The sequence below is a fragment of the Superficieibacter electus genome, assembly GCF_002915575.1.
GTDB classification, from domain to species: Bacteria; Pseudomonadota; Gammaproteobacteria; order Enterobacterales; family Enterobacteriaceae; genus Superficieibacter; species Superficieibacter electus.
Genome location: NZ_PQGD01000026.1, coordinates 47,328 through 72,826, shown reverse-complemented (window position 1 = coordinate 72,826; position 25,499 = coordinate 47,328). Strand labels below are relative to the sequence as shown.

The 25,499-nt window shown below is 41.5% G+C and carries 20 protein-coding genes; 18 read left to right on the top strand and 2 right to left on the bottom strand.

Annotation, left to right across the window (positions count from 1 at the left end; all coding sequences use genetic code 11):
* Positions 1 to 392: transposase (locus CHU32_RS23875; protein WP_129741720.1), on the bottom strand; the 392-nt coding region annotated here is incomplete at its 3' end.
* A 443-nt stretch (positions 393 to 835) separates the two neighbouring features.
* On the opposite strand from CHU32_RS23875, the gene hdtA reads away from it, so the two are divergent.
* The 8 genes from hdtA (at position 836) to trhN (ending at position 13,385) form a co-directional block, all read left to right on the top strand.
* Positions 836 to 1,288, top strand: a complete 453-nt coding sequence (gene hdtA / locus CHU32_RS23865) for a H transfer determinant A (RefSeq protein WP_000952689.1) — start codon at positions 836 to 838, stop codon at positions 1,286 to 1,288.
* Positions 1,278 to 1,703: a hypothetical protein gene (locus tag CHU32_RS23860; protein ID WP_000836981.1), complete on the top strand. Its 426-nt coding sequence runs from the start codon at positions 1,278 to 1,280 to the stop codon at positions 1,701 to 1,703. Before hdtA ends, CHU32_RS23860 begins: the two co-directional genes overlap by 11 nt.
* An 8-nt stretch (positions 1,704 to 1,711) precedes the next feature.
* Positions 1,712 to 2,266: a plasmid transfer protein gene (locus CHU32_RS23855; protein ID WP_000235773.1), complete on the top strand. Its 555-nt coding sequence runs from the start codon at positions 1,712 to 1,714 to the stop codon at positions 2,264 to 2,266.
* Positions 2,267 to 2,385: 119 nt separating this feature from the next.
* A complete protein-coding gene (gene rsp / locus CHU32_RS23850; protein WP_001232109.1) occupies positions 2,386 to 6,690 on the top strand; it encodes an IncHI-type conjugal transfer protein RSP in 4,305 nt (1,434 codons plus the stop codon).
* Positions 6,691 to 6,967: 277 nt separating this feature from the next.
* Positions 6,968 to 7,480, top strand: coding sequence for an IncHI-type conjugal transfer protein TrhF (gene trhF / locus CHU32_RS23845; protein WP_001286760.1), 513 nt, complete (start codon positions 6,968 to 6,970; stop codon positions 7,478 to 7,480).
* Entirely contained in the window at positions 7,467 to 8,978 is a 1,512-nt protein-coding gene (locus CHU32_RS23840; RefSeq protein ID WP_001256132.1) for a TrbC family F-type conjugative pilus assembly protein, read from the top strand. Before trhF ends, CHU32_RS23840 begins: the two co-directional genes overlap by 14 nt.
* 144 nt (positions 8,979 to 9,122) lie before the next feature.
* Positions 9,123 to 10,178 carry an IncHI-type conjugal transfer protein TrhU gene (trhU, locus tag CHU32_RS23835; protein WP_181231580.1) on the top strand — a complete coding sequence of 352 codons (1,056 nt, stop codon included), beginning with the start codon at positions 9,123 to 9,125 and terminating at the stop codon, positions 10,176 to 10,178.
* An 18-nt stretch (positions 10,179 to 10,196) separates the two neighbouring features.
* Positions 10,197 to 13,385, top strand: a complete 3,189-nt coding sequence (trhN, locus tag CHU32_RS23830) for an IncHI-type conjugal transfer protein TrhN (protein ID WP_000776701.1) — start codon at positions 10,197 to 10,199, stop codon at positions 13,383 to 13,385.
* A 28-nt stretch (positions 13,386 to 13,413) separates the two neighbouring features.
* On the opposite strand, the gene CHU32_RS23825 is transcribed toward trhN, so the two are convergent.
* Complete coding sequence (locus tag CHU32_RS23825; protein ID WP_000771834.1) at positions 13,414 to 14,286, bottom strand: hypothetical protein; 873 nt, start codon at positions 14,284 to 14,286, stop codon at positions 13,414 to 13,416.
* Positions 14,287 to 14,465: 179 nt separating this feature from the next.
* Between CHU32_RS23825 and trhI the strand changes: the two genes are divergently transcribed.
* From trhI to CHU32_RS23780, 10 genes are all read left to right on the top strand, one after another.
* Positions 14,466 to 16,250 (top strand): IncHI-type conjugal transfer helicase TrhI, encoded by a 1,785-nt coding sequence (gene trhI / locus CHU32_RS23820; protein ID WP_000517885.1) that lies wholly within the window; start codon positions 14,466 to 14,468, stop codon positions 16,248 to 16,250.
* Positions 16,251 to 16,644: 394 nt separating this feature from the next.
* Entirely contained in the window at positions 16,645 to 17,517 is an 873-nt protein-coding gene (locus CHU32_RS23815; protein WP_000041927.1) for a hypothetical protein, read from the top strand.
* Between the two features lie 57 nt (positions 17,518 to 17,574).
* Entirely contained in the window at positions 17,575 to 17,952 is a 378-nt protein-coding gene (locus CHU32_RS23810) for a hypothetical protein (protein WP_000120822.1), read from the top strand.
* Positions 17,953 to 18,012: 60 nt separating this feature from the next.
* A complete protein-coding gene (locus tag CHU32_RS23805) occupies positions 18,013 to 18,990 on the top strand; it encodes a hypothetical protein (RefSeq protein WP_000810361.1) in 978 nt (325 codons plus the stop codon).
* Positions 18,991 to 19,047: 57 nt separating this feature from the next.
* Positions 19,048 to 20,106, top strand: a complete 1,059-nt coding sequence (locus CHU32_RS23800) for an ATP-binding protein (RefSeq protein ID WP_000063335.1) — start codon at positions 19,048 to 19,050, stop codon at positions 20,104 to 20,106.
* 131 nt (positions 20,107 to 20,237) lie between these two features.
* The gene (locus CHU32_RS28335) at positions 20,238 to 20,411 is read left to right on the top strand and encodes a hypothetical protein (RefSeq protein WP_001176645.1); all 174 of its coding nucleotides are present in this window, start codon (positions 20,238 to 20,240) and stop codon (positions 20,409 to 20,411) included.
* A 63-nt stretch (positions 20,412 to 20,474) separates the two neighbouring features.
* The gene (locus CHU32_RS23795) at positions 20,475 to 21,602 is read left to right on the top strand and encodes a DUF3150 domain-containing protein (RefSeq protein WP_000174396.1); all 1,128 of its coding nucleotides are present in this window, start codon (positions 20,475 to 20,477) and stop codon (positions 21,600 to 21,602) included.
* A 76-nt stretch (positions 21,603 to 21,678) separates the two neighbouring features.
* Entirely contained in the window at positions 21,679 to 23,685 is a 2,007-nt protein-coding gene (locus tag CHU32_RS23790) for a VWA domain-containing protein (protein ID WP_000762700.1), read from the top strand.
* Positions 23,686 to 23,757: 72 nt separating this feature from the next.
* Entirely contained in the window at positions 23,758 to 23,979 is a 222-nt protein-coding gene (locus CHU32_RS23785) for a hypothetical protein (RefSeq protein WP_000192120.1), read from the top strand.
* 113 nt (positions 23,980 to 24,092) lie between these two features.
* Positions 24,093 to 25,325 carry a DUF7146 domain-containing protein gene (locus CHU32_RS23780; RefSeq protein WP_000220379.1) on the top strand — a complete coding sequence of 411 codons (1,233 nt, stop codon included), beginning with the start codon at positions 24,093 to 24,095 and terminating at the stop codon, positions 25,323 to 25,325.
* Positions 25,326 to 25,499: the final 174 nt, after the last annotated feature.

Here is a 25,499-nt window from a genome sequence, read left to right as displayed (position 1 = left end):
GCGATTTCACCCCGGGTGGGCGTTTTGAAACTGACATTAACCGACTTTGCCCGCCTGCTGACACAGCTGTAATCCGGGCAGCGTAGCGGAACGTTCATCAGAGAAAAAATGGAATCAATAAAGCCCTGCGCAGCGCGCAGGGTCAGCCTGAATACGCGTTTAATGACCAGCACAGTCGTGATGGCAAGGTCAGAATAGCGCTGAGGTCTGCCTCGTGAAGAAGGTGTTGCTGACTCATACCAGGCCTGAATAGCTTCATCATCCAGCCAGAAAGTTATGGAGCCACGGTTGATGAGGGCTTTATTGTAGGTGGGCCAGTTGGTGATTTTGAACTTTTGCTTTGCCACGGAACGGTCTGCGTTGTCGGGAAGATGCGTGATCTGATCCTTCAACTCAGCAAAAGTTCGATTTATTCAACAAAGCCGCAAGATAGGTGAGAGACAGTACAATCGACTTCTGAGTTCAACTTGTCTTACCAGGAAAGCCAGCATACTTGCTGGCCTTTTTTTTGTTATAATAAACTCAGGCTTCAGCTGAATCTGTAAAATTACTGTTAATGAAACGGTATTTTAGGTTAATTTGGATGCTGTTACAGGAAGTGCGGATTTTTCCTAAATTTGTAAAAAACCTAAGAATTATCTTAATAAATCTGGTACTTAATTATTATTTTACGTAAAAAGTCTTTGTGGTTTAATGGTTATGTAAGGATTTTTTGATACCCTTATACCCGATGGACCTAAGGTCACTGACAACGATGTTCATGTAGAATCTTCGTTTCTGTAATCCCTTTTGTCCTTGTCCCAAATGATTGATTATTATAATAAAGGCTGATCGAATGCTATCTCGCAACTCACTAATACATGGTTTACGCCGAGACCAGTTAATCGGAGTTCTGACTATTTCAGAGTTTCCGGTAGTTATGGTAGAAAGCCACTTCATTCAGTCTGAGGTTATGGGAATAAAACCCGTAATTTTTAATATTGATGAGCTTCTTGTTTCTATATCCCCAATTTCCTCTCTTAAGTTCGATTGGGAGTGGGCCCCAGTTGATACAATACTCATTGAAGTTATCATTCCACCTGTAGAGTCAGACCTTGTAAGTGCAGAAAATGACTTCCTCCGTGATTCTGGTATTGGCCATATCCAGTGCGAGCCTGGCGGAGCATCAATACGACGTACAGTTACCTTCGTTGGTGGAATAACCGCTGATAACTTACTGTATCAGTTGAGGCTTATGTGCGTAAGCGCGTTAAAACTTTTAGGAGAGGAACTGGGGGATGAAGTCTAAGATTAGATATGTTTTATCTGGTTTTGTTGTGTTATGTGCATTTGCTGGAGTTTATAAAATCCTAAACAATGTTCCGGTTAAACCTGACCTTTTGGACTTCACTGGAAACACATTTAAAAAGACATCACTCTTCCTGCCATGTGATAAAAGCTCGCCTTCTTTAAACATTAAAATTGCTGATAACGAGAAAATCGTGATCAACGGCATCGCTTCAAAAGTAACTTTTGTTGAAAAGGCTGACCCCGTCAAAAGCCCTGGTTTTTGTGATGATCTTGATCTAAACAATTCTCGCCTTGTACATACGGCATCTTACAGCCTGGTGATTTCTGAAACCAAAACAGGATTTACACTATCAAATTTCAAGCATCTTGCCGATGATGAATCATTAGGCGGTATGTGGTTTTATCAAAAGTGACTTTTTATATGGCAACTTCAGACTTCGCTCTTAAAAACCATAATGTTAAAGCATTTGGTCAGGATGCAGCCCTTGTCATTGAGATGAACAATGAAGATGTTAGCTCATCAAAACCTTCACCTTTTTCAAATGAGATTGATAATTATTATCTTACATTGCACGTCGCTCCAAGGAACGCAAAAAAAGATTATGACTGGGGCTCAAACCGTTCTGTACTTCTAAAATTGTCGACGAATGAAGTTATGCAGATGGCATCTGTATTTCTTAGAATCATGCATACTTTAAAGATTGATAAGAGGAAAACCTCACATCATGGCCACGTCGTATACAAAAATATAAGCGTTACCCCAAACGAGAGGGGCGGTTTGTTGTTATCCGCAGGGATAGTTCCAGTCGATAAAGATGGCTTAAAACCCTTCATGCACATGGTCCCCGTCTCACAAATGGATTGCGTTAAAATTGGCCTCTACATACTTGGATATCTTGCTCAAAAAACGCCCTGGGTAAGCTCCGAGTCTATAATTACCGCGCTTCGCTTATCTGAAGCCAAGAATTCAAAATAGCGCATTAACATACGGAATATACGGAAAAATACAGGTTTTTTTAAATGTTATACGAACGGATATTTCTGTTTTTCATCGTAAAGTGAGTTTAATTTTGCTCAGAAAAACAGGTATTCGTCATGAGAAAATCAGGTTTAGGTTTAGCCCTGTTGTTTTCTTTAATTGCTCCGATTAAAGCGGTCTATGCTGAAGCGATTATGATTTCAGGAAAGCTACAGGCTGATTTGCCAGCCGTATCCTTTGACCCGGGGCCGGGCGACTTTGTTGCATACGTTAATTCTAACACTATCACTGCCTCAGGTGCAGGCACAGCCTGTAATGTAACGGTTGATGATCGAGCGACTTCCTCTGTTGATAACCTCGTTTGTTTTTTTGAGTGGTTACCCAATACCTTGGGATTAACTTCTAACGGCTTCACTCTTTCAGGCGTTCCCAACACCACCGGTGATTTAAAACTACCTTACAAGATTTCTTACTTCTCTGGTTCTGAACGGAAAAAAGTTGAAATAGTAAAAGGTGAATATTCAATCAAAAGTGTGGCACCGGTAAAACCAACTATCACCGGTCTTAAATCATCCCTGAACGGATTAGTCTATGACGGCTTTTCTTTCAAATCGTATTTAAAGGATGAAGCGATCAAAGATATCGCTGTTTCTGTTGAACCCCGCAATTATATTCAATACATCTCAATAGGTTCAGGCTCCGCCTGTGAAGTACCTATTGGCGGAACTTCCTGTACCATTGAAGTTGGAAGCATTAAGGCCAGTGATACAGATGAACTTTTGGGTTCACGTGATATCACAATTACAGCAAACTCTAAGAATAATTATTTCGCACCTCCTGAATCCAAAAAGCTTGTTGTTAACTGGGATTATCGGCCTCCTGTAGTAGACCATACACTTTGGAATTTTACCGATGAGGCTAAAACAATCAAAGTAGGTGGCCAGGACATCTATACCGGAGCCAAAACCGTTGCTGTGGCCGTTAAGGTACCCCAGCAAGAAACAGAAGGTGAATGGTGGCTCCCAACAGCTATGTCGCTCACTATGACTCCGGATGGCGTGTTTAAGCCGACGACTAAAGTGACTTTAGATGATGGCACTGAGATTGATTTCAAACAGTCCTGGGCAACCCCTTTACGTAGAACTTTACAGCCGGTAAGTGGACCTCAAAAAGTCGGTGATGAGTACCTCTATATCTTTGACTTAACGGATCTTATAAACGGGTCCTACGCAGCGACTTTTACAGTAGAAAATACGAGCAAAAACTCTTCTACGTACACTGAGCCTGAAAGCAAACTGATGCTGTCTGATAACCCAACGCTTATGGTTCTCAAAGATGGGCAGGTATTAACTAAACGAGCACCCGTATACTTCCTGAACGAGATTATCGTTGCAGCTTTCCAGGGGCAGGCTGGGGTTGCTGACATAAAATCAGTAACAATAGACAACAAAGTAGTTTCGTTAACACCTACAAATTATAAAGGTATTTACTACCTGCCGGTTGGAGACGATTTAGCAGTTAATTCGGATCACGAGATTACTGTGGTGGCTGAAAACCTTTATGGAAAAAACGTAAATTTCAGTACCGTGTTCACTTATCAACCTACTGGATTCACTCTTAAGAATCTGGAAAAAAACGTAACTCTTTACTCGCGCGTACGTCAGTATACGGACCTGCTTAGTCAAACAGCTGGTGATAAATGCACTCTGTTTACCACAGAGGAAAATGCGAATGCTTACCTCGCCTGGTATGGGGAAAAATCAGATGTTACAGCATGCTACCCTCAGTGGAACAATGTCCCTGATGGGTTGGAGTTCTATTTTAAAGGACGTACCCCGGGTCTAACTGGATTCTTTAATAAAACAGGTGAGAATCTGCTCGACTATCAAGTCTATATGATTAACGGGAAGGGCTCTAAAGCGGTTTCCGCAAGGAATCGCCGTACTCTGACCACACAATTACCATACAACCCGATCATCTCTTACAAAAAGAATAAAGTCATAGCAGGCATCAATCCGAACACTGCTCTGGCTTATACGACCGGGGGGGAGGCCGCTCGAATATTAGCGAAGGTGGTACCAGCTGACGTTACGATGATCGTCTCTCAAAACGGCTCTGAGGCTGTCAAAACGTCATTTAAAAATCGTTCCTCAAACAACGATGCAACGACCTTTGTACAAAGGGTCAAGGTTGCTGCTGCACCATTGTGGACAAAGAACGTCTTTGACATAGCTGTAGAATACTCAAAGGATCCAGAATTAAGAACTACAGACACCCTCAACGTATATACGGTGCCTGATTTCAATATTCGAGCATCGATGGAAGTGGATGACAAAAAAACAGCCACATCTCTTGAAGTGCCCTTAAAGGTAACAGTGGGGCGTTATAACAACTCCACACGTAAAAGTGCATTTGACCGTAAAACAATGGGAGAATGGGACGTCACGATATACTCTCAAAAAAGTGTATACGGCAAAGATCCAGAAACAGGCCGTTATAAAACTACATACGAAAGAACTGCGCTGACTGAAGCATTGCCGGTCAATGATGCGGGCATTGTCGAAACCAAGATTAAAATTGAAAATATGGATCTGGGTAATATGCGTCTGGTTGGTGTGGCTAAGGTCAGATCGCCATTCTCTGATTTTGAAATGAAACGTGAGACCAGTGCTGTAGGCATTCGAATCTATAAAGGTGAGGAACTGGAGGGTAACCTGTCGAAAAGCCTTATTATCGGAAGGATCCCACTTAGTACTCTGGTAAGCTTCAAATCTGCCAGTACGGCTAACTCTGATGCACTCGCCCCCACCGAATGGCAGCAGTCCTCTGATAATGGTCAAACCTGGACCATGCTTTCCGACATGACCGGAAAGAGAAGTGTAAGTATCAAAAAGACAGAAGTAGGAAAGTGGCTTTATAGGGCAAAAATGACTAATAAATTCACATCCAAGATTTCCTACACAGATGCCTTAACGGTAGTTACCTACAAGCAGCCTAAGCTCAGTATAGATGTTACAGACATTCTTCAGGGCTCAGATATACCTGTAACCCTGCTTGATAACGATGAACCTATACCAGCAGGCACCGCTGAGGTTCTCTGGTCAGAGGATAAAGTCAACTGGGTGCAGGGAGATACAACTTACACTGTGGCTTCAGCTGATACCCTACCGTCTACGATTTATGCCCGGATGCGTTACCTTGATTCCGATGAACTGGCAGAGGAGTCTTCATGGAAGGAAACGTCTGCTCGGTTGGCAGCCGCAAAACCCAAGCGCCTTTCTGTCTCGGTAACGGGGGTTTCAAAGGTAGAGGTTGGTCAAAAAGTTACTTTGGAAGGTAAGTTCACGAACCCTAACAGTAAGTACCAGAATGGTAATAACGTAGTTGAAGAATGGAAAACACCGGATGGCCAGACATTTAAGGGCTCTTCACTGTCTGTTACCCTTACTGAGCAAATGTTGGATAAACAGGGATATGCTGCTTTTGAATACAGTGCATGGTTAGCGGACAATAAGGAGAATACGGTTTCTACCCGTAGAGTTTCTGTCAAATCGTGGGTTTATAAATTTCCCGAGATGAAAATAAGCTCCAAACTTAAATACGACATGGCACCGACCACCCTACGCGTTGCGTTGAGCGGTATTAAGGATGGAGACTATCCTGGTGTTACTTATTCCCGTGAATGGATCTACGACAAAGAGAATCTGGTAATCACTAAAGATGAAGGTGACACCAAAGAATTTACAATTGAAAATCCTGGCAAATATACATTGATGGTTGTTTTCAAAGATAACCGAAACAATGAACAGCGTATCGAAAATACCTTTGTTGTCGATGAACAAACGCCAATGAACGTTGAGATGACACCCAAGTTCTCTAACAAATATATGAGAGCTCCACTCGATGTAACCTTAAGGTCAAACATCAAGCTATCTCATTCGGCGGACTCGATAGATACGGTCACATACAAGGTGAACGGTGAAGTAATACCCAGCGGCAAAAATTATTGGGCTCAACTGATCTCGGGTTTAAAAGAAAAGAAATACGAGATTACAATTGATGTTGTTAGTAAACTTGGACAGAGAGGTTCAGCATCTGTTGAGTTTGATGTCGTTAAAAACGCAGTGCCTAATTGTACATTGAGCTACACGGAAACCAACCTAAGCTGGAGCTTTACCAATAAATGTGATGATACTGATGGAAAAATGGTTAGATATGAATGGTTCATCAACGGCGAATTAAGGAACGTTTTCGGTAGTACGGCTACACTTTCTAAAAACCTTAACCGTGGTAAGCAGGACATAAAAGTAATTGCTTATGATGATAGTGGAGACTTTGCAACACAGCACGTGACAGTTTTCGGACCGGCTGAAGAGGCAAGTAAGTCTGAAAACACTGTATCAATACCAAGCAGTGAGTAGTTAATTTTTAAATATAAAGCCGGGACATTATGTCCCGGCTTTTTTATACCCAATAATTGGACCTTTGAAAAATTAATGTCGGAAAGTAACTTTGCTCCAAAGGCATCTTTCATGGCCGCTAACAAAGCTGCGTATACATGCTGAGGAATTAACATTCTTATAGGTGAATATTAGGTTGGTTTGCAGACTTCCGAGCGTTGAAAAACATGGATAATAATTACTTGGATAGAGGTGCATCTGCCTAGTAAAAATATTCTTCAGTGCCAGTGAGAAAAATATGAGCGACTACATACCTAAAAAGAGAGGGCTGCTTATACTGGATTGGTATGTCCCCCTTAATATTTTATTGCTGATTCTCGTTATGTGTGTCTTTTTCACCCGTTATACATTTGGATACGGTTTATTGAATGGGTGCCTGCCTGCTGATTTTTATATGATTGATCATTCGGATAAAAGTATTAAAACTGGTGAACTCATAGCATTTAACATGCCGAAATCGGTACGTTTTATCCCAGAAAATGAACGAGTCATAAAAATTGTTGCCGGTGTGGGCGGTGACAAACTTAAAGTAACAATGGATGGGGTTTATAACGGGGACAAATTTTTTGAAGCTAATGCACGTCGTATTTCGAAGAAATACAATATTCCGTCCATTTTGATTGAAAAAGAATTGATAATTCCTGAAGGCGAAGTTTTCCTAATTGGGCAAACCGATCACTCATGGGATTCCCGTTTTTGGGGAACAGTAAAGCTGAATTCAGTAATTGGGAAAACATATGCGATCTTTTAATGTAAATAAAAAATATTTACCAATACTTCCTGGACTTGCGTTATGTGCAGTTTTAAGTAATACAAATGCAAGCACTGAGTATCAACATGATGCTGACCTAATCGCTCAGCAAGCAAAAGGGCTTGGGGCACAGGCTAAAGGTGCACAGCAGCCAGATGGGGCTCTTAGCCTTGATGCTACGCTAAAATCACCAGATGTGCAGAAGTACATAGCGCAAGCTGAAGCACTCCAAAAAAACCAGGACCTGAGCAAGCAAATAAACCGTGGTTACGTCCCCGGTATGAATGCGGATAGTGTTCAAGCAGTTATAGACCATACCCAGGCTATCAGGGCCCAAAGTAATAACTCTGAAGCTGTCAACGATATAATTAGAAGACGTGATGAAATTCAAGAAAACGCCAGCCTTAATGAAGCGGCTCTGAAAGCTGTGGAAAATAAGCCGGAAGTCATGCGAGGACAATCTAAAAATATCGAAAAATTGTTTGGTTCCTCGGGCATCACAGCTGCTGACTTCGAAAGAAAAATGGATAGCACACGTGAAGAAGCACTATCAACTGAAAATGGAATAACGATCTTTGCTTCATTTAGCTTGCCGGATTATGTACTGGAAGACCTTCTACGTACGGCCTCAGAGCATAAAGCTCGTGTAGTTTTCAATGGTCTAAAGAAAGGAACTACTCGGCTACCAGAGACACAGGCAGCAATAAACCAAATGATTGTCAAAGGAAAATTTGAATCTCCTTTGATTACAATTGATCCTGATAGCTTCAGTCAGTATCAAGTAACTCAAGTACCGACAATTATTTCTAGGGAGCAAGCTCGTTTTGCAAAAATGGTAGGCTCCTTCAACGTTGAGTTTTTTCAGCGAGAACTTGCTAAAAAACCCGATCAGGATATTTTCCCGGTTGCTGGTACCACTTATCCCGTTGAAGAAAAGAGCATCATTAAAGAACTGGAAGAACGTGCACAAAAATATGACTGGGAAGGTGCAAAAAAAAGGGCCGTTTCTGACACATGGAAAAATCAATGGATGGTCGACCTCCCTCCTGCCCAGGAACACAAAGAATTTTTAATTGACCCTACAGTGAGGGTCACTCAGGACGTAAAAGATAAGCAGGGCCGTGTAATAGCTTCCGCCGGTGAGTTGATTAATCCACTTTCGAGATTTCCTCAAAACCTGACGATGATAATTTTCGATCCACTCAATCCGGGCCAGCTGGTATGGGCTGAGCAGCAGTATCGACAACGTCTGGGTAGTGGAAAAGTAATGCCAATGTTTACCCGTATCCAAAAAGATAATGGATGGGATCACCTAAATGATTTACGTGAAAAATTTAACGGTAAGGTGTTTAAAGTTAACGAACAGATCATCTCACGCTTTCAGATTAAAAACACACCTGCGCTTATAACTACTGACCAAGATAAATTCCGGATCACCCTGTTTAGCGAGGCAGAAGTCCGTGGTATCGGAGCCCCAAATCTTTCAGAGGAAAAATAAGATGAAACTCGGATTTATTATAGGCGCTCTCTTTGCAACATGGCTGACGCTAAATTATCCGGACCAGATGAGAAGTTATTTTACCAAAGCCGTCGACTATATCGAAAGTGTTGCAACATTTATTACATCCAAGTGAGCATGATGGTGAAAAAATTCAAAAAGTTACTTTTAGAGTTCATTGTAGCAGTTATGCTTTCGCTTTCTATACCGGGTATGGCTATGGCAGCAGATGCTGGAGTCCCTGGGGCTATGTGTCAGTCAGCTGGAGTGTGGCAGGGCTTGATTAAGAATATCTGTTGGAGCTGCATTTTTCCCATGAGGATAATGGGCATAGGGGCAGCTCCAGAAGGCGCTGCTCCTTCACGTCCGGGTTGCTACTGCACAGATCAGAACGGCGTACCGGAAATAGGTTGGCAATTGAGCTTCTTTCAGCCGGTGAAGATTGTAGAAGTTGTAAAGAGCCCCTGGTGCAGCCCCTTTCTTGAAGGCACGATGCTTCAAAAATCGCAGTTTGATATTGGTAAAAGCAACACAAATCAGCCAATGACAGCAACTGAAGCCGGATTTTACGATGTTCATCTTTGGGAGTTCCCAATCATGACAATGCTCAAATTACTGATTATTGGCGAGTGCACTGCTGAACCCTATATAGATGCCAGCCTGACCTATATAAGCGAAGTGGACCCTATGTGGGAAAGTGATCTGCTTACACTCGTCCTGAATCCAGAGGCAGTAGTTTTTGCAAACCCAATTGCCTCAATGGTGTGCGCTGCTGACTGTGTAGCAGTAACAGCAGGAAAGGATAATCTCGCTGCATACTTTTGTGCCGGATGCGATGGCAACCTTTATCCATTAACCGGCCACATTTACGCAAATGATGACGCTGTAAGGACGAGTTCACTGATAACCCAGCGTCTTCTGACTAAACTACATCGCCAGGGAATGCTGATGCGAACGATGGGAGCAGACGCAATGTGTGAGAAAACGTGGGAATACTTTACACCTCGTTCCCAGTATCGGCTTTCAATGCTTTTCCCAACTCCTGAGGCGAAAGGGCCGGATTGCTGTCATCGTCTTGGTGATTCGGTACATGACTGGTCAACCCTTAAAGGTGGGCGCAAAAAAATAGGCAATGATAATTATGTCTATATGTTGTGGCGTTACAATGACTGTTGCGTCAGATATATACCAGGCGCTTGATTTCTAAGGGTAAAAATAATGAAACTTAGAAAAACGATAGCTTCAACTATTATTGCATCAATGATTGCCAATACTATGAGTTGGGCTTTTTATATCTCTCTCATAAATATGGTAATGACTCCTCGTATTTATGCGGCAGACGCTATATTTGACCAGCTCGAAAGTAACTTTAATCTTGCTAATCCTAACGCAAATCGCAATGCGACAACCAGTGCTCAGGACATTGTTGAGAAGTACAAGAATGCGGATTCAGGCGAGAATGTCAGTGGGAAGATCACCGAGAAATACGTGGGTAAAGCCGAATCCGCTAATCTTAATCTCGGAAAGTATGGGGCAGGGAACTCAAATGAAAGTGTCATGAAAAATGCCGCATCCGATGGAAAGTCCATTGGTAGCGCCGTACAACTGCCGAGTATGTCTGGAGGGACAATCAATTCAAACTATACCAAGGAAGGGGCAAAGCTGCTCTCTCGGGATGCTAATGGCAACATTGGTATAAGCAGTAATCCCAATACTACTCCTGGAACCAAAACAAATACCGGAGAGATTTTCAGCTCAGAGCAAAAGCACAGCGATATTAAGTTCAATGCCGCAGATCGTTATGGGGATGAGGATGGCTTTGTAAACGATATAAAGAATCGGAAAAGCCAGTTATTTGATGCTCAAAGTTATGATGGCGTTGCCTACCGCACCCTCGTAAATGCTAACAAGGACAACCCGGCATCATCTATAAAGCCTAACGATCCCATGTTTACTGCGGGGAGAAATGAGATAACAAATGCTGTTGCTGGTACTGGAAACTGGCTTCAGAACTGTAATGTTGAGACCTCTAAAAAAACAGTAACCACACACTATCCTGATTACAAAGAGTTCTACTGTAACTCGCCTAAGCAAGATAACTTCAGCAGCTGCACGATAACCCGTGATTTTTCAGTCCCTGTTTACATTTCAGGCGGAAACGGAGACATGTCGATGTGCGGCGATAATTGTGTGCGTATATGGTTTGGTCGCCGTGATGACAACTACTGGAGTGACGGGGTATATGATAACGAACTGACATTAAAATTCCATCCGGATGCAAAATTGGCCTCAGCAAAGATTGTTAACGCGGAGTGGGATGACCACATGCGGGTAACACTTGATGGCACGCAGATTTTTGCTCACATAGATGGTGCATATCGAGAAAGTGACTATCCGGCTCCTAAGGGATCTTGGGAGTTAAAAAAATCGTGGAAACTCGACAAGGTTTACGATGTGACTGATAAGGTCAGAAAATCGGTGTATGAGGAGCCTGATCGAGAAGTGACAATGGCATCCAGAGTATGGGTTGGTGGGAAGGGTGAAGGGTATTTTGAGGTTGAGCTGACTTTTGAAAATATGAAGCTCGAAGATAAGCACGTCCAGGAACCAGCTGGTTGTTACGATGCTGTACAAGCTCCGAATACATTCTGCCGTTTCGATCGGTTTAAAGATATGGATGTTGGCACAAAACGGCTTCCGGAAAGCGTGCTTTCATTGGCAAAGCCTCTGTATGAAGGTGATAAAGGATTTCTTACCTGGAAGACAAACCTTGAAGGCTACTTTTGTGATCCATTGGCCAAAGACAAAATTTGCTCTTATGACGCTAGTGGAAAAATTATGAAAGACGCTAATGGAAAGGACCTCTGTTACAACTATGAAGAAATAAAGAGTATGCCTGATGCATGTAGTGCTTATAAAAATGATGCAGCATGTGTACTCGATAAACAAACATGTGCAGAGGGTTGGTTCGATGAGGGCACTAACAGTTGCTACATGTATGAACAGAAATACACCTGTGACAGAGGGAAGGATGTAGTTCGGGAGGTTGAATCTTCTACAAATGCCTGTGTTGGCATGATCCCATGTTCAGGTGGAACATGCGAAACTGGGCCAAAGGAAGAGAACAACGATTTTGGAAAAGTTGCGGCTTATTCAAACATGGTTCAGTACATGCAGGGCGAAGCCAAATGCGAAGACCCTAACGATGCCAATTCATGTTCCGTCTTTGAAGGAAAACCTGAATGGTGTGGTCGTTCAGTAGGCTTTGTAAATGGCCTGGCAAAGACGGACTGCTGCGAAGCACCACAGGGAACCGCAGGAGCACTTGAAGGTATCATGCTTGCCGGATCTATGATCAGAAACACAAACTGGACCAGAGTTAATGCTCAGCTAATAAAATGGACCGGCGGTGATACAGGTACATGGGCTTCTATGTCTAATGCGGTCGGAGAGTGGACTGCATCAGCTGGTAAAACAGTAGGGCAAATGTGGAACAACGTCACGAGCTCCTTAACGAGCGTATATGAAAACGTCGCTGGTAATCTAAGCAGGGCAGTTGGGTCTTCCGCAACTTCTGGAGGGGCAGGAGGTGCTGGCCAGTTGGCACAGGAAACAATGTCCAGCTTCGGTATAGGTCAGCTTAAGCAGATGGCAATGAAGAAAGCCTACGAATTGCTACCAGATACAGTTCGTGACTTTGTCTTTAAGAACGTTGCTACTACCGGAGGAGAGGTTGTCTTCTCGGCTGCGGTTCAAAACTTTATGCTTGCATTAAACGTGATCGGTTGGATTTATACAGCCTATCAGGTCACTAAAATGCTTTTAGAAATGTTGGTAGCATGCGACCAGAAAGAGATGGAAGCTTCTATTCATAAGAATCAAAAATCCTGTTTTACATTAGATACGGAACGATGCGTCAAATATCTGAATGTTGGTTTCACAAAGAAATGCGTTAAAAAAGCAACAGACATGTGCTGTTATAATTCCATGTTGTCACGCGTTATTATGCAACAAGCTTATCCGCAATTAGGAATAGACCCTGTCGCCTCTAATTGCGTGGGGCTATCAATAAAGCAAATACAGCAACTGGATTTCGATAAAATTGATCTGACGGAGTGGATTAATGATGCAGTTCAGGTAGGAGAAGTTCCTGATCAATATTCAAAATTCTCCGAAGAATCAATTGTGGAAAACTTACCATTCCAGAATGAGAACTATCAACTTCCATCAGAACGTACCAAGGAAGCAATGGGCGGTGAAGAAAATATGATAAAGGCCAGACAAGAAAATGCTCAGGCTATAAAAGAGGAAAATGTAGATTGTAGCTATTTACCTCGACCGGCCATATGTGAGGTAGGTTCAACTACGCTGGATCCGGTTACGGGCAAGCAGTTGCCGAAATATTGAAGAAGGGGCCGTTAGGCCCCTTTTTTAATTACTTGGCTTTCAATGTTTTTTCTGGGAAGCCTTTTTTACCGTATTCACCGGTAAAGAGGTAATAATCTTTTCCGTTGATGGAGGCTGCAACACCCCCTGGAGTTGTTGTATTTGGGCTATCAGAACGGAAAATGATACCCGAAAAATCAGCGCTTGTTTCGTTTCCTTTAAATGGGATGAACACATAACGAATTACAGCGTAATCACCAGCGGGAAGGTTTAGCTCAGGAATTTCGGTTCCTGTTGCGGGGCGAATCGCCTGAAAGCTGTACATTGAATCTGTAGGGAAAACATCAGCATCAGGCTTAGAGGGCAGATCACAGGTACTCCATTTATTGACGACTGCCATATCAATTTTACATGTGGCCAGAGCTGCTTTCTGTTTTTCAGGGTTGTATCCAAATGAGGCCTGAGTTGCTTTTGTATGCTCAAAAACATACTTAGCTCCCTCACGTACCAAACTTTCATCATTGTAAGGCAATTTTTTTGGATTGGGGACGAACACTAGGTATTGATTGACCTGGATGTATTCGGCGTCAGAAGAACTGTACAAAGAGCTGAGGCTCATGATCCCAAAACCTTTTAGACCGCCTGTTACGTAGCCCATCGAACTATTGATGAGATACTTAGAAAGAAAGTTGTCGGCATCCCCTCCAGGAGTAACCTCTTGCTCCTTAAAATTAACGTCGAAACCAGCAAACGAATAGGCATTCTTGGCGACAGAATCATTTGCATTAGCATGCCAGTACTGGCCGTGACTGTACGCATTCAGAGCGGTGCCTGGCGTAGTGCCGGTGTCACCGGCACAACCCGATAGGGAAAAACCAATGACGACAGAAGAGACCAGAGATACTAAACGTAAAAGTTTCATTTAAAGCCCTTTTTGTAATGTCTTTTGGAGATGGAACCATTATTCCATAGTCACGCGTTTCACAAACAACCTGATTGCATAAAAAAGGAAAAAAAGTGATTTCCAGTAGAACCAGCAGTACACAAGAAAAGCGCTTTTATAAAAATGTATAATTATTAAAACGAAGTAATGAGGTTGAAATGGGTAAGCCAACAGAAGAGCAAAGACCTGTTATCGAGAATGCTAGCGCAAACAATATGGTGATAGCAGCGCCTGGATCAGGCAAATCGTTCACCATGATAGAAGCGGTTATATCGATTCTCAAAAAGTATCCATATGCAAGAATCGGGATGGTGACCTTTACTCGCGCTGCAACAAACGCACTTGCAGCAAAGTTACAAAAGCGATTGAGCAAGAAGGATCTTGACCGGGTGCTGGTGGATACTTTTCACGGACTCGTTAAGAAGCAACTGGACATGATTCGCTGGCCGGGAAAGATGTTGATAGGGCCAGCACAGAGATCTGTCATTCACCGGGCTTTGAAAGAATCCGGTGTAACGATGAAGTTTGCTGAAGCTGAATTCGTTATTGATGCTATCGGCAGAGAAATGGATACGGATGTGATTTCAGTTCGGCATAACAGACAACAGATCCATTTGTTTAATACCTATCAGGCGTTATGCCAGAAAGACCATGTGGCGGACCTCAATGCTCTTTCAAAATTTGTTGTCGGTCAAATGCATTCGGGAAAAATGCGCACGTTAGATTTGACACATTTGATAGTAGACGAAGTTCAGGATACTGACTCTATACAATTCTCATGGATAGCATTGCATACAAGAGCTGGAGTCTATACGAGTATAGTTGGAGACGATGATCAGGCCATCTACTCCTTCAGATCCTCAGGAGGAGTCAAAATATTTCAACAGTTTGAAAAACACTTCAGACCTAACATATTTTACTTAAACACATGCTTTAGGTGTGAACCTGAAATTTTAGAGGTGGCCGGAGCACTGATAGGAAAGAATGTTTACCGTTATGCCAAAGAGTTACGCTCGGCAAAAAAGGGAGGGGGAAAGGTCACTTTTCGTTCATATGTAGATATGGAGGAACAGATACAGGGTATTTTAAGCCTTATAAATCAGGATCCACATGGATGGGCAATTCTAAGCCGCAATAATGCTCACTTGGATGAGCTAGAAAGTTTGATCGAACAGCCAGTAATTCGTTACGGAGGTAAATCATTCTGGGATGAAAAAGAAACAAGCGATGTGTTAAGCCTTATGGCCTTTTTCCGACAATCAAATGATCCTCGCTTAATGAAGAGAGTATTGGCATTGTTTGGAGAACAGGAATCAGTTTTGGATGAAGTGGCATTGAGTATGAGAGGAAGAAAAGTTACTTTTGGCGACCTTGCCATCCCGGAGGACAGTTCTCTCGAAACAAAAACATTACATTCAAACTTCGTGCGCTTTACCCAGGAAAGTTCTGATAAAGTTGAGATAGCAAAACGTTTCGCCAACCTTACGAAATGGATGGAATCGTCGTCAATCAAGATGAGGAGTAATAAAGGTACAGCAACCTTAACAAAAATTGCTTTAGACACTTGTAAACAGTGGGCAGAAAAGACTGGTTGGATGAATATGATAAATCGTGCTGCTGCAATGTCATTAGGCCCTAGGAAGAAGGACGAGGAATACAGCCCAGAGAAAGTAGTCCTATCAACCTTGCATGGTTCAAAGGGTCTTGAGTGGAATAAAGTAATAATAATGAGTTGTAATGCGGATCAGATACCAAGTAAAAGATCAGTTGGGGAGGAGGCAATAGAAGAAGAAAGACGTTTGCTTTATGTTGGATTTACGCGTGCAGAAAAGCAACTTTTTGTAATGTGGTATGGTGATCCTTCTTTCTTTTTAAGAGAATGCAGTGAAGAAAAGATAAAAGAAGCAGCTAATATTCGAATTTCTCCACTTTATACAGAATAATTCGATATGGGCATTTACTTATGCTTAAAGCTATAGTATAAAAACAATGAGCTTAAATATCAGCTCCCAAATTTGAGTAACTTTGCTTAAAGTTACTTTCGCGTTAAGCGTTGATTTAGCCGTGAAAAGCGGCCAGCTTAAACAAGCTGTAAGACACCACCGGCAAAATGTCACCTTTGTCGCTGGTGCACTTCCCATGCCTGCAAAAGGCAATCTGAATTTACCAAACCGTAACTAATTTAGCTCCTCCTGGGGCTATTTTTGTTGCGTACTTCTAATGCCAGATAGTATAAATCAGGCGGTTCATAGCTTACGGGAGATGAATGACAGGCTTTGCCTTCGTGTTGAAACAAAAATTTGTTTCTTCCTTCTTACTATATATAGGTGACCCCAAATGTCTAAAAATAAAGCTCGCAGTAAAGCCCTTCATCAAACCTTTAGTGAAATTATTCCAGAGATGGATAAGGCGCTAAACAAACAGCTCTTAGAAGTTCTGATGAAATATACAGAACGTGATAATGAACTGATTGTTATTTTGAATGAGGACGGCCCAAATATCATTGAACTTAAGTCTCTTAAGCCTGTGTCTTTGTTGGCCGAAAAGCTTTCTGCTTATTCAAGCTATTATCATGTGGATGTTGTGGAACTCGTGGTCAAGAAAATTGATTTCGAAGGAGCTTATAAGCTTCTTAAAGCTTCCCCAGATGTACCACTTTTTAAAAGCTTAACTGAACTGGATAAATATCTTGTTGAGGAGTTTGAAAAATACGGATTAAATTCATTTCTTGACGTGGATAATCTGGATTACTCACTTGAAAAAGCCAGTGAACTCAAAAATGAGCAGTTAATAAATTGGGTTTCGGACATCATTTGCAAACGTGAAAAATTAACTTTACGTAAGCGTTTTGATGTCGCAGTAAAGGCCCACTACGAAAATGTAGAAAAAATGTATGATACCATTCGTCCGTTAATGAAAAAACTGGGTTTCCCAGAAGATCTCATGACGCACACCTTTAGTGAGTTAAGCGTTTTTGAAACTAAAGGATGGGACCATGCAATAAAATCGAAAATTGAGACTCTCGCTAAGCGTGAAACTCAATATTTAGATGATGCGGCTAAAGCAGAGAATCGACGTCTTGTAACAGAGAAGTTGGAGAACTCTTTAGCGATTGCACCAACTAAACCAACAAGAAATTGGTTACATATTGCCGGAATTGCCTGTTTGGTAGTCTGCACGTTCATGTATGTAACTAATAAATTTATTTAATCCTGTTAAGGGGGAACCCTAACGGGGCTTCTCTTTGAACAAATCGAGGAGCGGAAAATGTCATATCTTGAATATATCAATGAAGTAAAAGTGTCCGGGATAGTTATCAGTGCTGTGGAGAAAAAAATGACTGACCAGAGTATAGGTTTGTTAATAAAGCTCAAAAATAGGATGAAGACAGAAGTTGATGGTGAAATCACTGAGAGAGAATTTTCAGTTCAAATCAAGGTGTCGCCTGAAATGTATTCAACCTGTTTCACTGGTATAAATCAGGGTGATGAGTTGATGGTCTCCGGTTATATTGTTGTCGATACTATTATGATTGAAGGGAGAGAACATCCTCTTGACTACATGAGAGTGGTAGCAACAAGTAAGTTGGCTCACATACCTAAACCTCTAAAAGGTTTTGGACAAAGTAGCTTTAATCAGATCTGACATTAAACCCACCCTAAAGGGGAGAAATCCCTTCATGGGATTTCTCCTTTTGGAGTCCCCATGAAACAAAAATTTAGGGCTACTGCAATAAGTAGTAATCAACTTAGTTTTTTTTCTATATTCGATATAGATGAAGATGAAATAACGCAAATAGTTGATTCACCCAAAGAGCATTTAAATGATGCATACACGTCCGGATTAAACTTTAAATCAGATGAAAGTAACATTTCTGAGATAAATTATGATTCTGAAAGGCGTGAAAATCACCTTTATGAAAAATCCAAATTACTTAAAAATCAGATTTTGCATACAATTAATTTTGCAGCAGAAACAGATTATCTATATTCGGTTGAAGAATATAACCCAGATTTGGGTGGTCTGGTAATAGAATGGACCCCTGAGGATGTGTATGTTGTTTTTCTATCCGCTATGGAAGAGTCTTTGGAAATCATTAAAGAACTAGTGTTGAGGAGAAAGTTATTCTTCAAAGATGACAATGGTAATATCACAGTGAATCCACTTTTAGAAGCTGAAACACGGTGGTATATGTCAAAATCATTTGAATACACTTGTTTATCTCATGGACTTGATGCATGTGAATTTAGAGCGGAATTAAAATCATGGCTCTATTATCATTCGCATCGTTCGATTAGTGAAAACACGAAATTAGCTGAATGCAGGAATGATGATGAAATCATTTTGCATGATTGCAATGACGATATGGGCTGGGACATCTTCTTTGATCAGGATTATTTAATGTCAGAAAAAAAACTGGCTGTTAAATGGACTGACAGGGAAATTATGGATGTTTACATAAAAGCTTTTAAATCCACATTAGAGTTGTTTGACGAGCTTGTTTCATGTGATCTGTTAACTAAACGAAACGCTTTTGGCAAGTTAGAAATAAATCCAATATTCGAAAATCATTTTGAATGGATCATGTCTGAAGCTTTTGAAATAGTGGGAAATCATCTTGGTTATAATGTGCCTCAAATCAGGAAACTGATGGCAACTATTTGCCAAATGAATCTCAAATAAAATGCCACTGGCAAACATCTGCCAGAGGGCGGTGTTTGCATTTTACCGGAGTTAAAAATGTCTAATGCCGCTATGAAGTTAAATGAAACATCTTCTGATGCTTATGAAAAATTAGAAGCTCTTCTTTCCCCGGATGTTATAAAGTTAAAACATTATGTGGATAAAGGTGAGTATCTTTTAGTTCTAGCAAAGGACCTTTTTGGTATTCCAGAAATGGATCCAAAGATGGCTGTGCCTGTTTTCAAAACTAAAACCTCGTATCGAGCTCCGCTGAACAAAGACTACATACCAAATCCCCGAATACTTGAACAAGTGGTTAAACTGCTTATCAGTCCGGATATAGATTTAAGTGTGTGTCTTAAAGGTGAGTCCGGTTCTGGCAAGACTGAAATGGTAATGTACATTAGCCACATGATGAATTGGCCGCTGACAATTAAGCAGATCAACAGCAATATTCGAGTTGATGAGCTTGAAGGTGAGCGCAGTCTTAATGGTGGTAATACAGGTTTTGTACACAGCGATTTGGTAACGGGATTTCGTAATGGTCACCTCATTCTTCTGGATGAAGTGGACAAAATCGATCCTGATACGGCAGCAAAACTTCACATGCCCATTGAACGTAAGCCCTGGTCACTCAGTGCTAATGGTGGTGAGGTTATAACTGCTAATGGCTACACGCGATTTATTGGTACTGCAAACACAAACATGAGTGGAGGCGCTCGCCGGTTCGTTTCTTCTCAACGTCAAGATGCAGCTTTTATAAAGCGGTTCTTGATAGTTGAAATGGAGAAGCCCGACAAAGTTGCTTTAACCAATGTGCTTACTAAACGATATAGCTCTTTGCCTTTTCAGGTCATTGAGAAGTTCGTAAGAGTAGCGATTGCAGTAAATGACTCTGGTACAGAAGACAGTGTGATGGATATTCGTCAATTAGTAGCTTGGGTTGGCACGTCGATGACGTTAAAAACCTTTAGTCTTCTTGACACTTTCAAAATAGCTTTTGCTTCTGCTTTACCTTTACATGTGGTCGATCTTGTTCTTCAAGCTATAGATCTTTCTCTTGGCGAAGACAAGGATAAATCGCTGGAGTATTTCACAGCAAAAAAGTCGAGTTAGATGGGATTTGTTATGAAACCTCTGATATTTGTATCTCAGAGTTATCCCATCTTGAATTTAGTGCGTTTTTAAGTACGGATGGTGCTGCTACCATTGCTATAGCAAAAAACGGAACTAATTTTACTGGACTTATGCAACTGAATAACGACTATTCTTTATTGTTTTATCATGATGGTAAAATAAATATGGAAGGTCTAATTAAAGAAATGGAATTAAAAGGTTATATGTATCAGGGAGCAATGGGCAATGATGATGTTGCCGCTGAGTTTCCCGGTATTCTTTTAATTGCACCAGAGAAGCTTTAATATCAACCCTATCGGGAAATCTTTCCCGTTGGGGAGGGTTTCCCCTTTTTTTTGGAGAAACCCATGACTTTAAATACTTCAATGCTTAACAAAGTATCTGCAAAACAAATCTCTGAGAATTTTGCAAAATCATATCCAGATTTACTGGAAGGTGCAGTTATAACAAAAATTGAAATAAGTGGCTGTCAAGGATCGCGTCGAACCGATAAAATCGATTTGTCTTATGATGGAGATGATATTACGGATCAAAAAAGCGTATCTAAAAGCGAAGTACGTTGGATTGACATAAAAGCCCTTAGCTTCAAAAGTACGATTACCAGCAGAATATCAACCCTTTGCTCACGCTTGTGCATCCGCTATAGCAATATGTGGATTTTACCAGTTTCCAGTATGGAAGAGTTTCTGGAAGGGGCCCAAGAGATTGAACGAGAGTTTCAGGCAGGTATTCAAAACGTTGTAGACAATTATGAGATGCATATTGAGGCTGAAAAAAATAGAAGCCCAAGAATGTCTTCTTTGATTGATCAGTTGAAATTAACTAAAGATGATTTCATAAAATCCTTTAGATTTAATATTGCTCACTTTATTCCTTTTACGCCTATTAGCGTTGAAGGTGATGAAACCCAGGACTACTATCAGGAACAATTGATAACAGATCTGGCAGAAGAAGCAATGAGGGTTTATGAAAAAATTAGTAAAAATAATAATTTGCGCTCAAGTACTATTGACCGACTGAAGCAAATGCAAAATAAGATCATTAGCTTCATGTTTATACATAAAGAGGCGGCAGTACTTGCAGAAGCTATAAAACACATAATGAATAATTTACCTAAAGGTGCCATTTCTGAACCTCGCGACGTTGCGGTGTTACAGCAGTGGTTTTATTTCATGAGTGATGCTTCAATGTTAAAGCGTATTATTTCAGGAGAGCAAAAGGTTACTGACTGGTTGGAATCTATTACCAGATCATTTAATCAAAGCTCACAAACAGAACCGAACGCGCTACAGAACACAGGTATTGAAGCTATTTTAGATTCAACAAATGTGTTTCAGGTTGAACCTGTCGTAGAGAACGATATAAAAAACAGCACGTTTTCAAACACTGATTCTGTAGCTGAACCTGAGAAATCAGTTTCGCAACAGGAAGACAATGCTGAAAATGGTTTTGATATCGAGCTCAAAGGCTGGTAACTGTTTGCTTTATTAAAAACCCCAGATGGGTACTTCACCATCTGGGTGAGTACCCCTTTTTATAAAGAGGTATTCTATGAAATTAGATCTTAAATCATCGCCGCGCCATATTAAGCGTTTACAGAATATAGCAAAAGTCATTAGCGGCTTAGGCGATGTAAGAGTTGTAATAGACGACAATACCAAAGGACCGTATTTTGATCCTGTCAATAAAGTTTGTGTTTTACCAAACGGCGATTATAGCGATGATGACTTTGTCAGTCTGATTGAAGGTTTTACCTGTCATGAAGCTGGTCATGGTCGCTATACCGTCAGTGAGGTTTACAGTGACGCCTTTAATAGTGTTCTCATGTCATCTGAAGGGTTTACACGCTTCGATGACGGAATGAATGCAGAGTTTGAGAGCCTCGCTGAGAAACGTAAAGCTTATAGCAGGGCAAAACGTCTTACCGGGCTTATAAATCTGTTCGATGATGTACAGATGGAAGAGAAGGTTGGTAACGATTATCCGGATGCAAAGCGGCGGCTTGCAGCCACTTACGCACTGATGGTTAAAGCCGGAAGGATGACTCCTGATATATCTTCTCGTCCGGAAAATCCTGTCCTATTTATTGAGTGGTATCTGCTTAACTCATTGCGAGTAAAAGTCCTTCAGCAGGTAGGTCACAAAGAAACCCTCGATCCGTTTTTTGACTATGCCCAAAAGATACTTTCTCCAGTAATTTCTGATGTTGAGGAAATTTTTCATGATGCTCTTGGTTGTGAAAATACTCAGGGCTGTGAATCCCTTGCTCGTAAGACCCTGGCTCTTTTAGAGAGACTGCGGGATGAGGCAAAGGAACAACAGCAGCAGACAGAGCAGGAGGAGCAGGAGGCATATGATGAATCCGAGACCGATACCGATACCGAATCAGAAGATAAATCGCTTACGTCGACTGATAGTCGTGAGGATGATTCTGAGGACGATAGTGAAGGTCAGGCAGATACTTCCGATAACGCTGATCTTGCTCAAGAGGGATGTTCTGAGCCTTCAGAACTTGCTGAAGATAACGAGGGAAATAATGAACCCACCGGTGGCAATCCCACGGGTGATAACATTATTGAAGACGATACTGATGCGATTAACCCTTCCGAGAGTGAATCAGATGAAGCCAGTTCGACTAACGTTGAAGATGAAAGTAACTTTTCATCGGCTCAATGGGAGATACTGGCAGATTTGTTGGATGCCTTTCTTAGCAGTGATGAGGATAGCGAAGATTATCACGATGCTTTGGCTAAAGAGATTGAAGGTATTGCATCAAAAGTATCCGATGACGTGAAAGCCGAATTCGGTGCTTCTGAATGGGATATCCCTGATCTCCTTATCGATTTGAATGTTTACAATGAGGCTTTGTCTCTGAGTCATTCAATCGGTAGCGACTTGTCTGTTTTACAGCAGGTTAAAATGCGTGGCCGAAACAAAACTCATGAGCGTGGAATTACCTTCGATGGAAATCGATTAATTCTGTCACAAATGGGAGTTCGTGATGTCTTCAGAGCTCAAAGCGAATCTAAAAATAGAGGGCATGTTGGCCTCGTATTAGTTCGTGATATTTCAGCGTCAATGGCTAATGATGAAAGATATATTCATGCCATTAAGTCAGATCTTGCTTTATCGATGGCCGCTGAAAGTTTGTCAAAAATGCATGTCTCCAATATAGTTTTTCCCTTCAAGGAAAGTGAATTTGAGATTATCAAAACGTTTGATCAAAGCGTTGAGGAATCTCTATCGAAATTCACTCTTGGATGTAAGGGTTATTATACCCCTACGGGATCTGCTTTAATGGCAGCTGTTGATCTGTTACTTGACAGCCAATTCGATAGGAAAATAATTTTTCTTATAACTGATGGTTATCCGAATAAATCGGAATTTACTATCGTCGAAGTTATGGAAAAGGCTAAATGTAATGGAATAGAAATCGTTGGTGTTGGTATTAAGACTGATGAAATAATTGGTTTTGAAACGGACACTTTCGTAACAGTTGATGATACTTCTTTATTGTCTATTGAAGTCAGTAAGCTAGTTCATCAAATACTTTCTTAATAAACTCTACCCAATCGGGGCAAAAAGGCCCCGGTGGGTCTTTTTGCTCCATGAAGGAATAAGGAGCAAAATATGACTCAGATAAAAACTTACCGTGTAGAACATGAAAAAGTCGGTGCGATGCATAAAGTCCGTATTTTCGGACGTGTTGGTGAAGTTATAAGCAATGATAGCCCTCAGGAAAGAATCTTCCGCGAAGTCACTATAGCGGAGGGTAATAGCCAGCAGGCTGCGTTACTTGTAGATAACTACATACAGCGTCTTGAGAATAATGGCTTCACGACTGAAGCATAAATGTTGAGGGCCCCCGGGCCCTCTTTCTTAAATTCTGCGTTGTGGGTTTCTCCCTGTCTTCTGCACCGCAGAAGGCATTGAGAAACTCACAATGCCAGATAAGAGAGATCATCATGACTTATGCATCCCCGGCTCTTCGTCGTAAACCACAGGAAGTATCTGAACACTTTATTAAACTCGTTCATGCTCGAATTGCTGAAGTGTCTGGCTGGAAGTATATATTCGAAAGAATACCTGCTTTCAAAGACGCTTGTGCAAAAGCCCCGAGCCAGGTTCCTTGCCCGTTTACTGGCGCAGGGAAATCGAAGTTTCGTTTCCGACAAAAAGACCTTTATACCGGATGTGCGATCCATAATGACTTTCCGGTAAATGAGTTTTGCGACGGAATTGATGTTCTGGCGAAATATTATGAATTAAGTAAAACGCAGACTTGCAAAAAGATTCTCTCAGATTTTTTCGGGATGGATCTGCATGCTCCGTTAACTGACGCCGACATTGAAAATGAACGACGCTATAAATCAGCAGTTCGTGCCACAGAAACTCTTGACCGAGAGGAAGTGGCAAAGCGAATGCGAAAACTTGATGTGATGTATCACTATACCGGTGAAATAAAGCCTAATACTCCTGTTGCTTTGTACCTCCGTAATCGTGGGATCTCCCGCTTACTGAGTCACTTACCAAAGGATTTAGGCTTTAATAACCGGATCTACTATTGGGATAAAGATAAGCAGAAATCGATTATCTATCCGGGAATGATTGCAATCTATCGTGACACCCGAGGTCGGCCTCTGACTATCCATAGAACATACGTAGACAAAAACGGTGATAAGGCACCTGTAGAAAATCCAAAGCTGATGATGAAGCCTCCTGCCGATATGACAGGTGGCTCAATTCAGTTGTTTGACCCTCACTATGATTCAGGTAGTTCGACCTGGACACTGGGAGTGGCTGAAGGGATCGAGAATGCGCTTTCTGTTGTAGAAGCGACTTCAACACCATGCTGGGCAGCCAGCTCCGCATGGTGCCTTGAAAACGTTACTGTTCCTGATTTTTTACTGCCTCCGCCGGATGTAAAATATATAAACTTTTATATCTGGGCGGATAAGGATATTGCTAACTCACAAGGCACTCGTGCCGGTATCGAAGCTGCTCAGCGACTTCAAAGCCGCATGGTTGAGTTTTTGGCTAAACGATATCCCGCATCAAAGCTGACAATTGAAGTCTTCGAACCAGCACAAGATATTCCTGATGGGAAAAAGGGTATCGACTGGAACGATGTTCTCCAGTTAACAGGGCAGGATGGATTCCCGATTCACTGGGCTCCTGAATGTCTTAATCAGCTGTAACAACGATAACTCCCCCGCATTTTGCGGGGGGGGTTATCTTATCAATATTATTTTTTAAATTGTATTGATAAGATAACCGCTTTCCTTCGTGATAATTACCTGCCTTTAAGGTCTTTTCACGGCTGAGATGCTTGCTCAGTTAAATAAATGTGCGGTACTACTGGCTATGGTCGG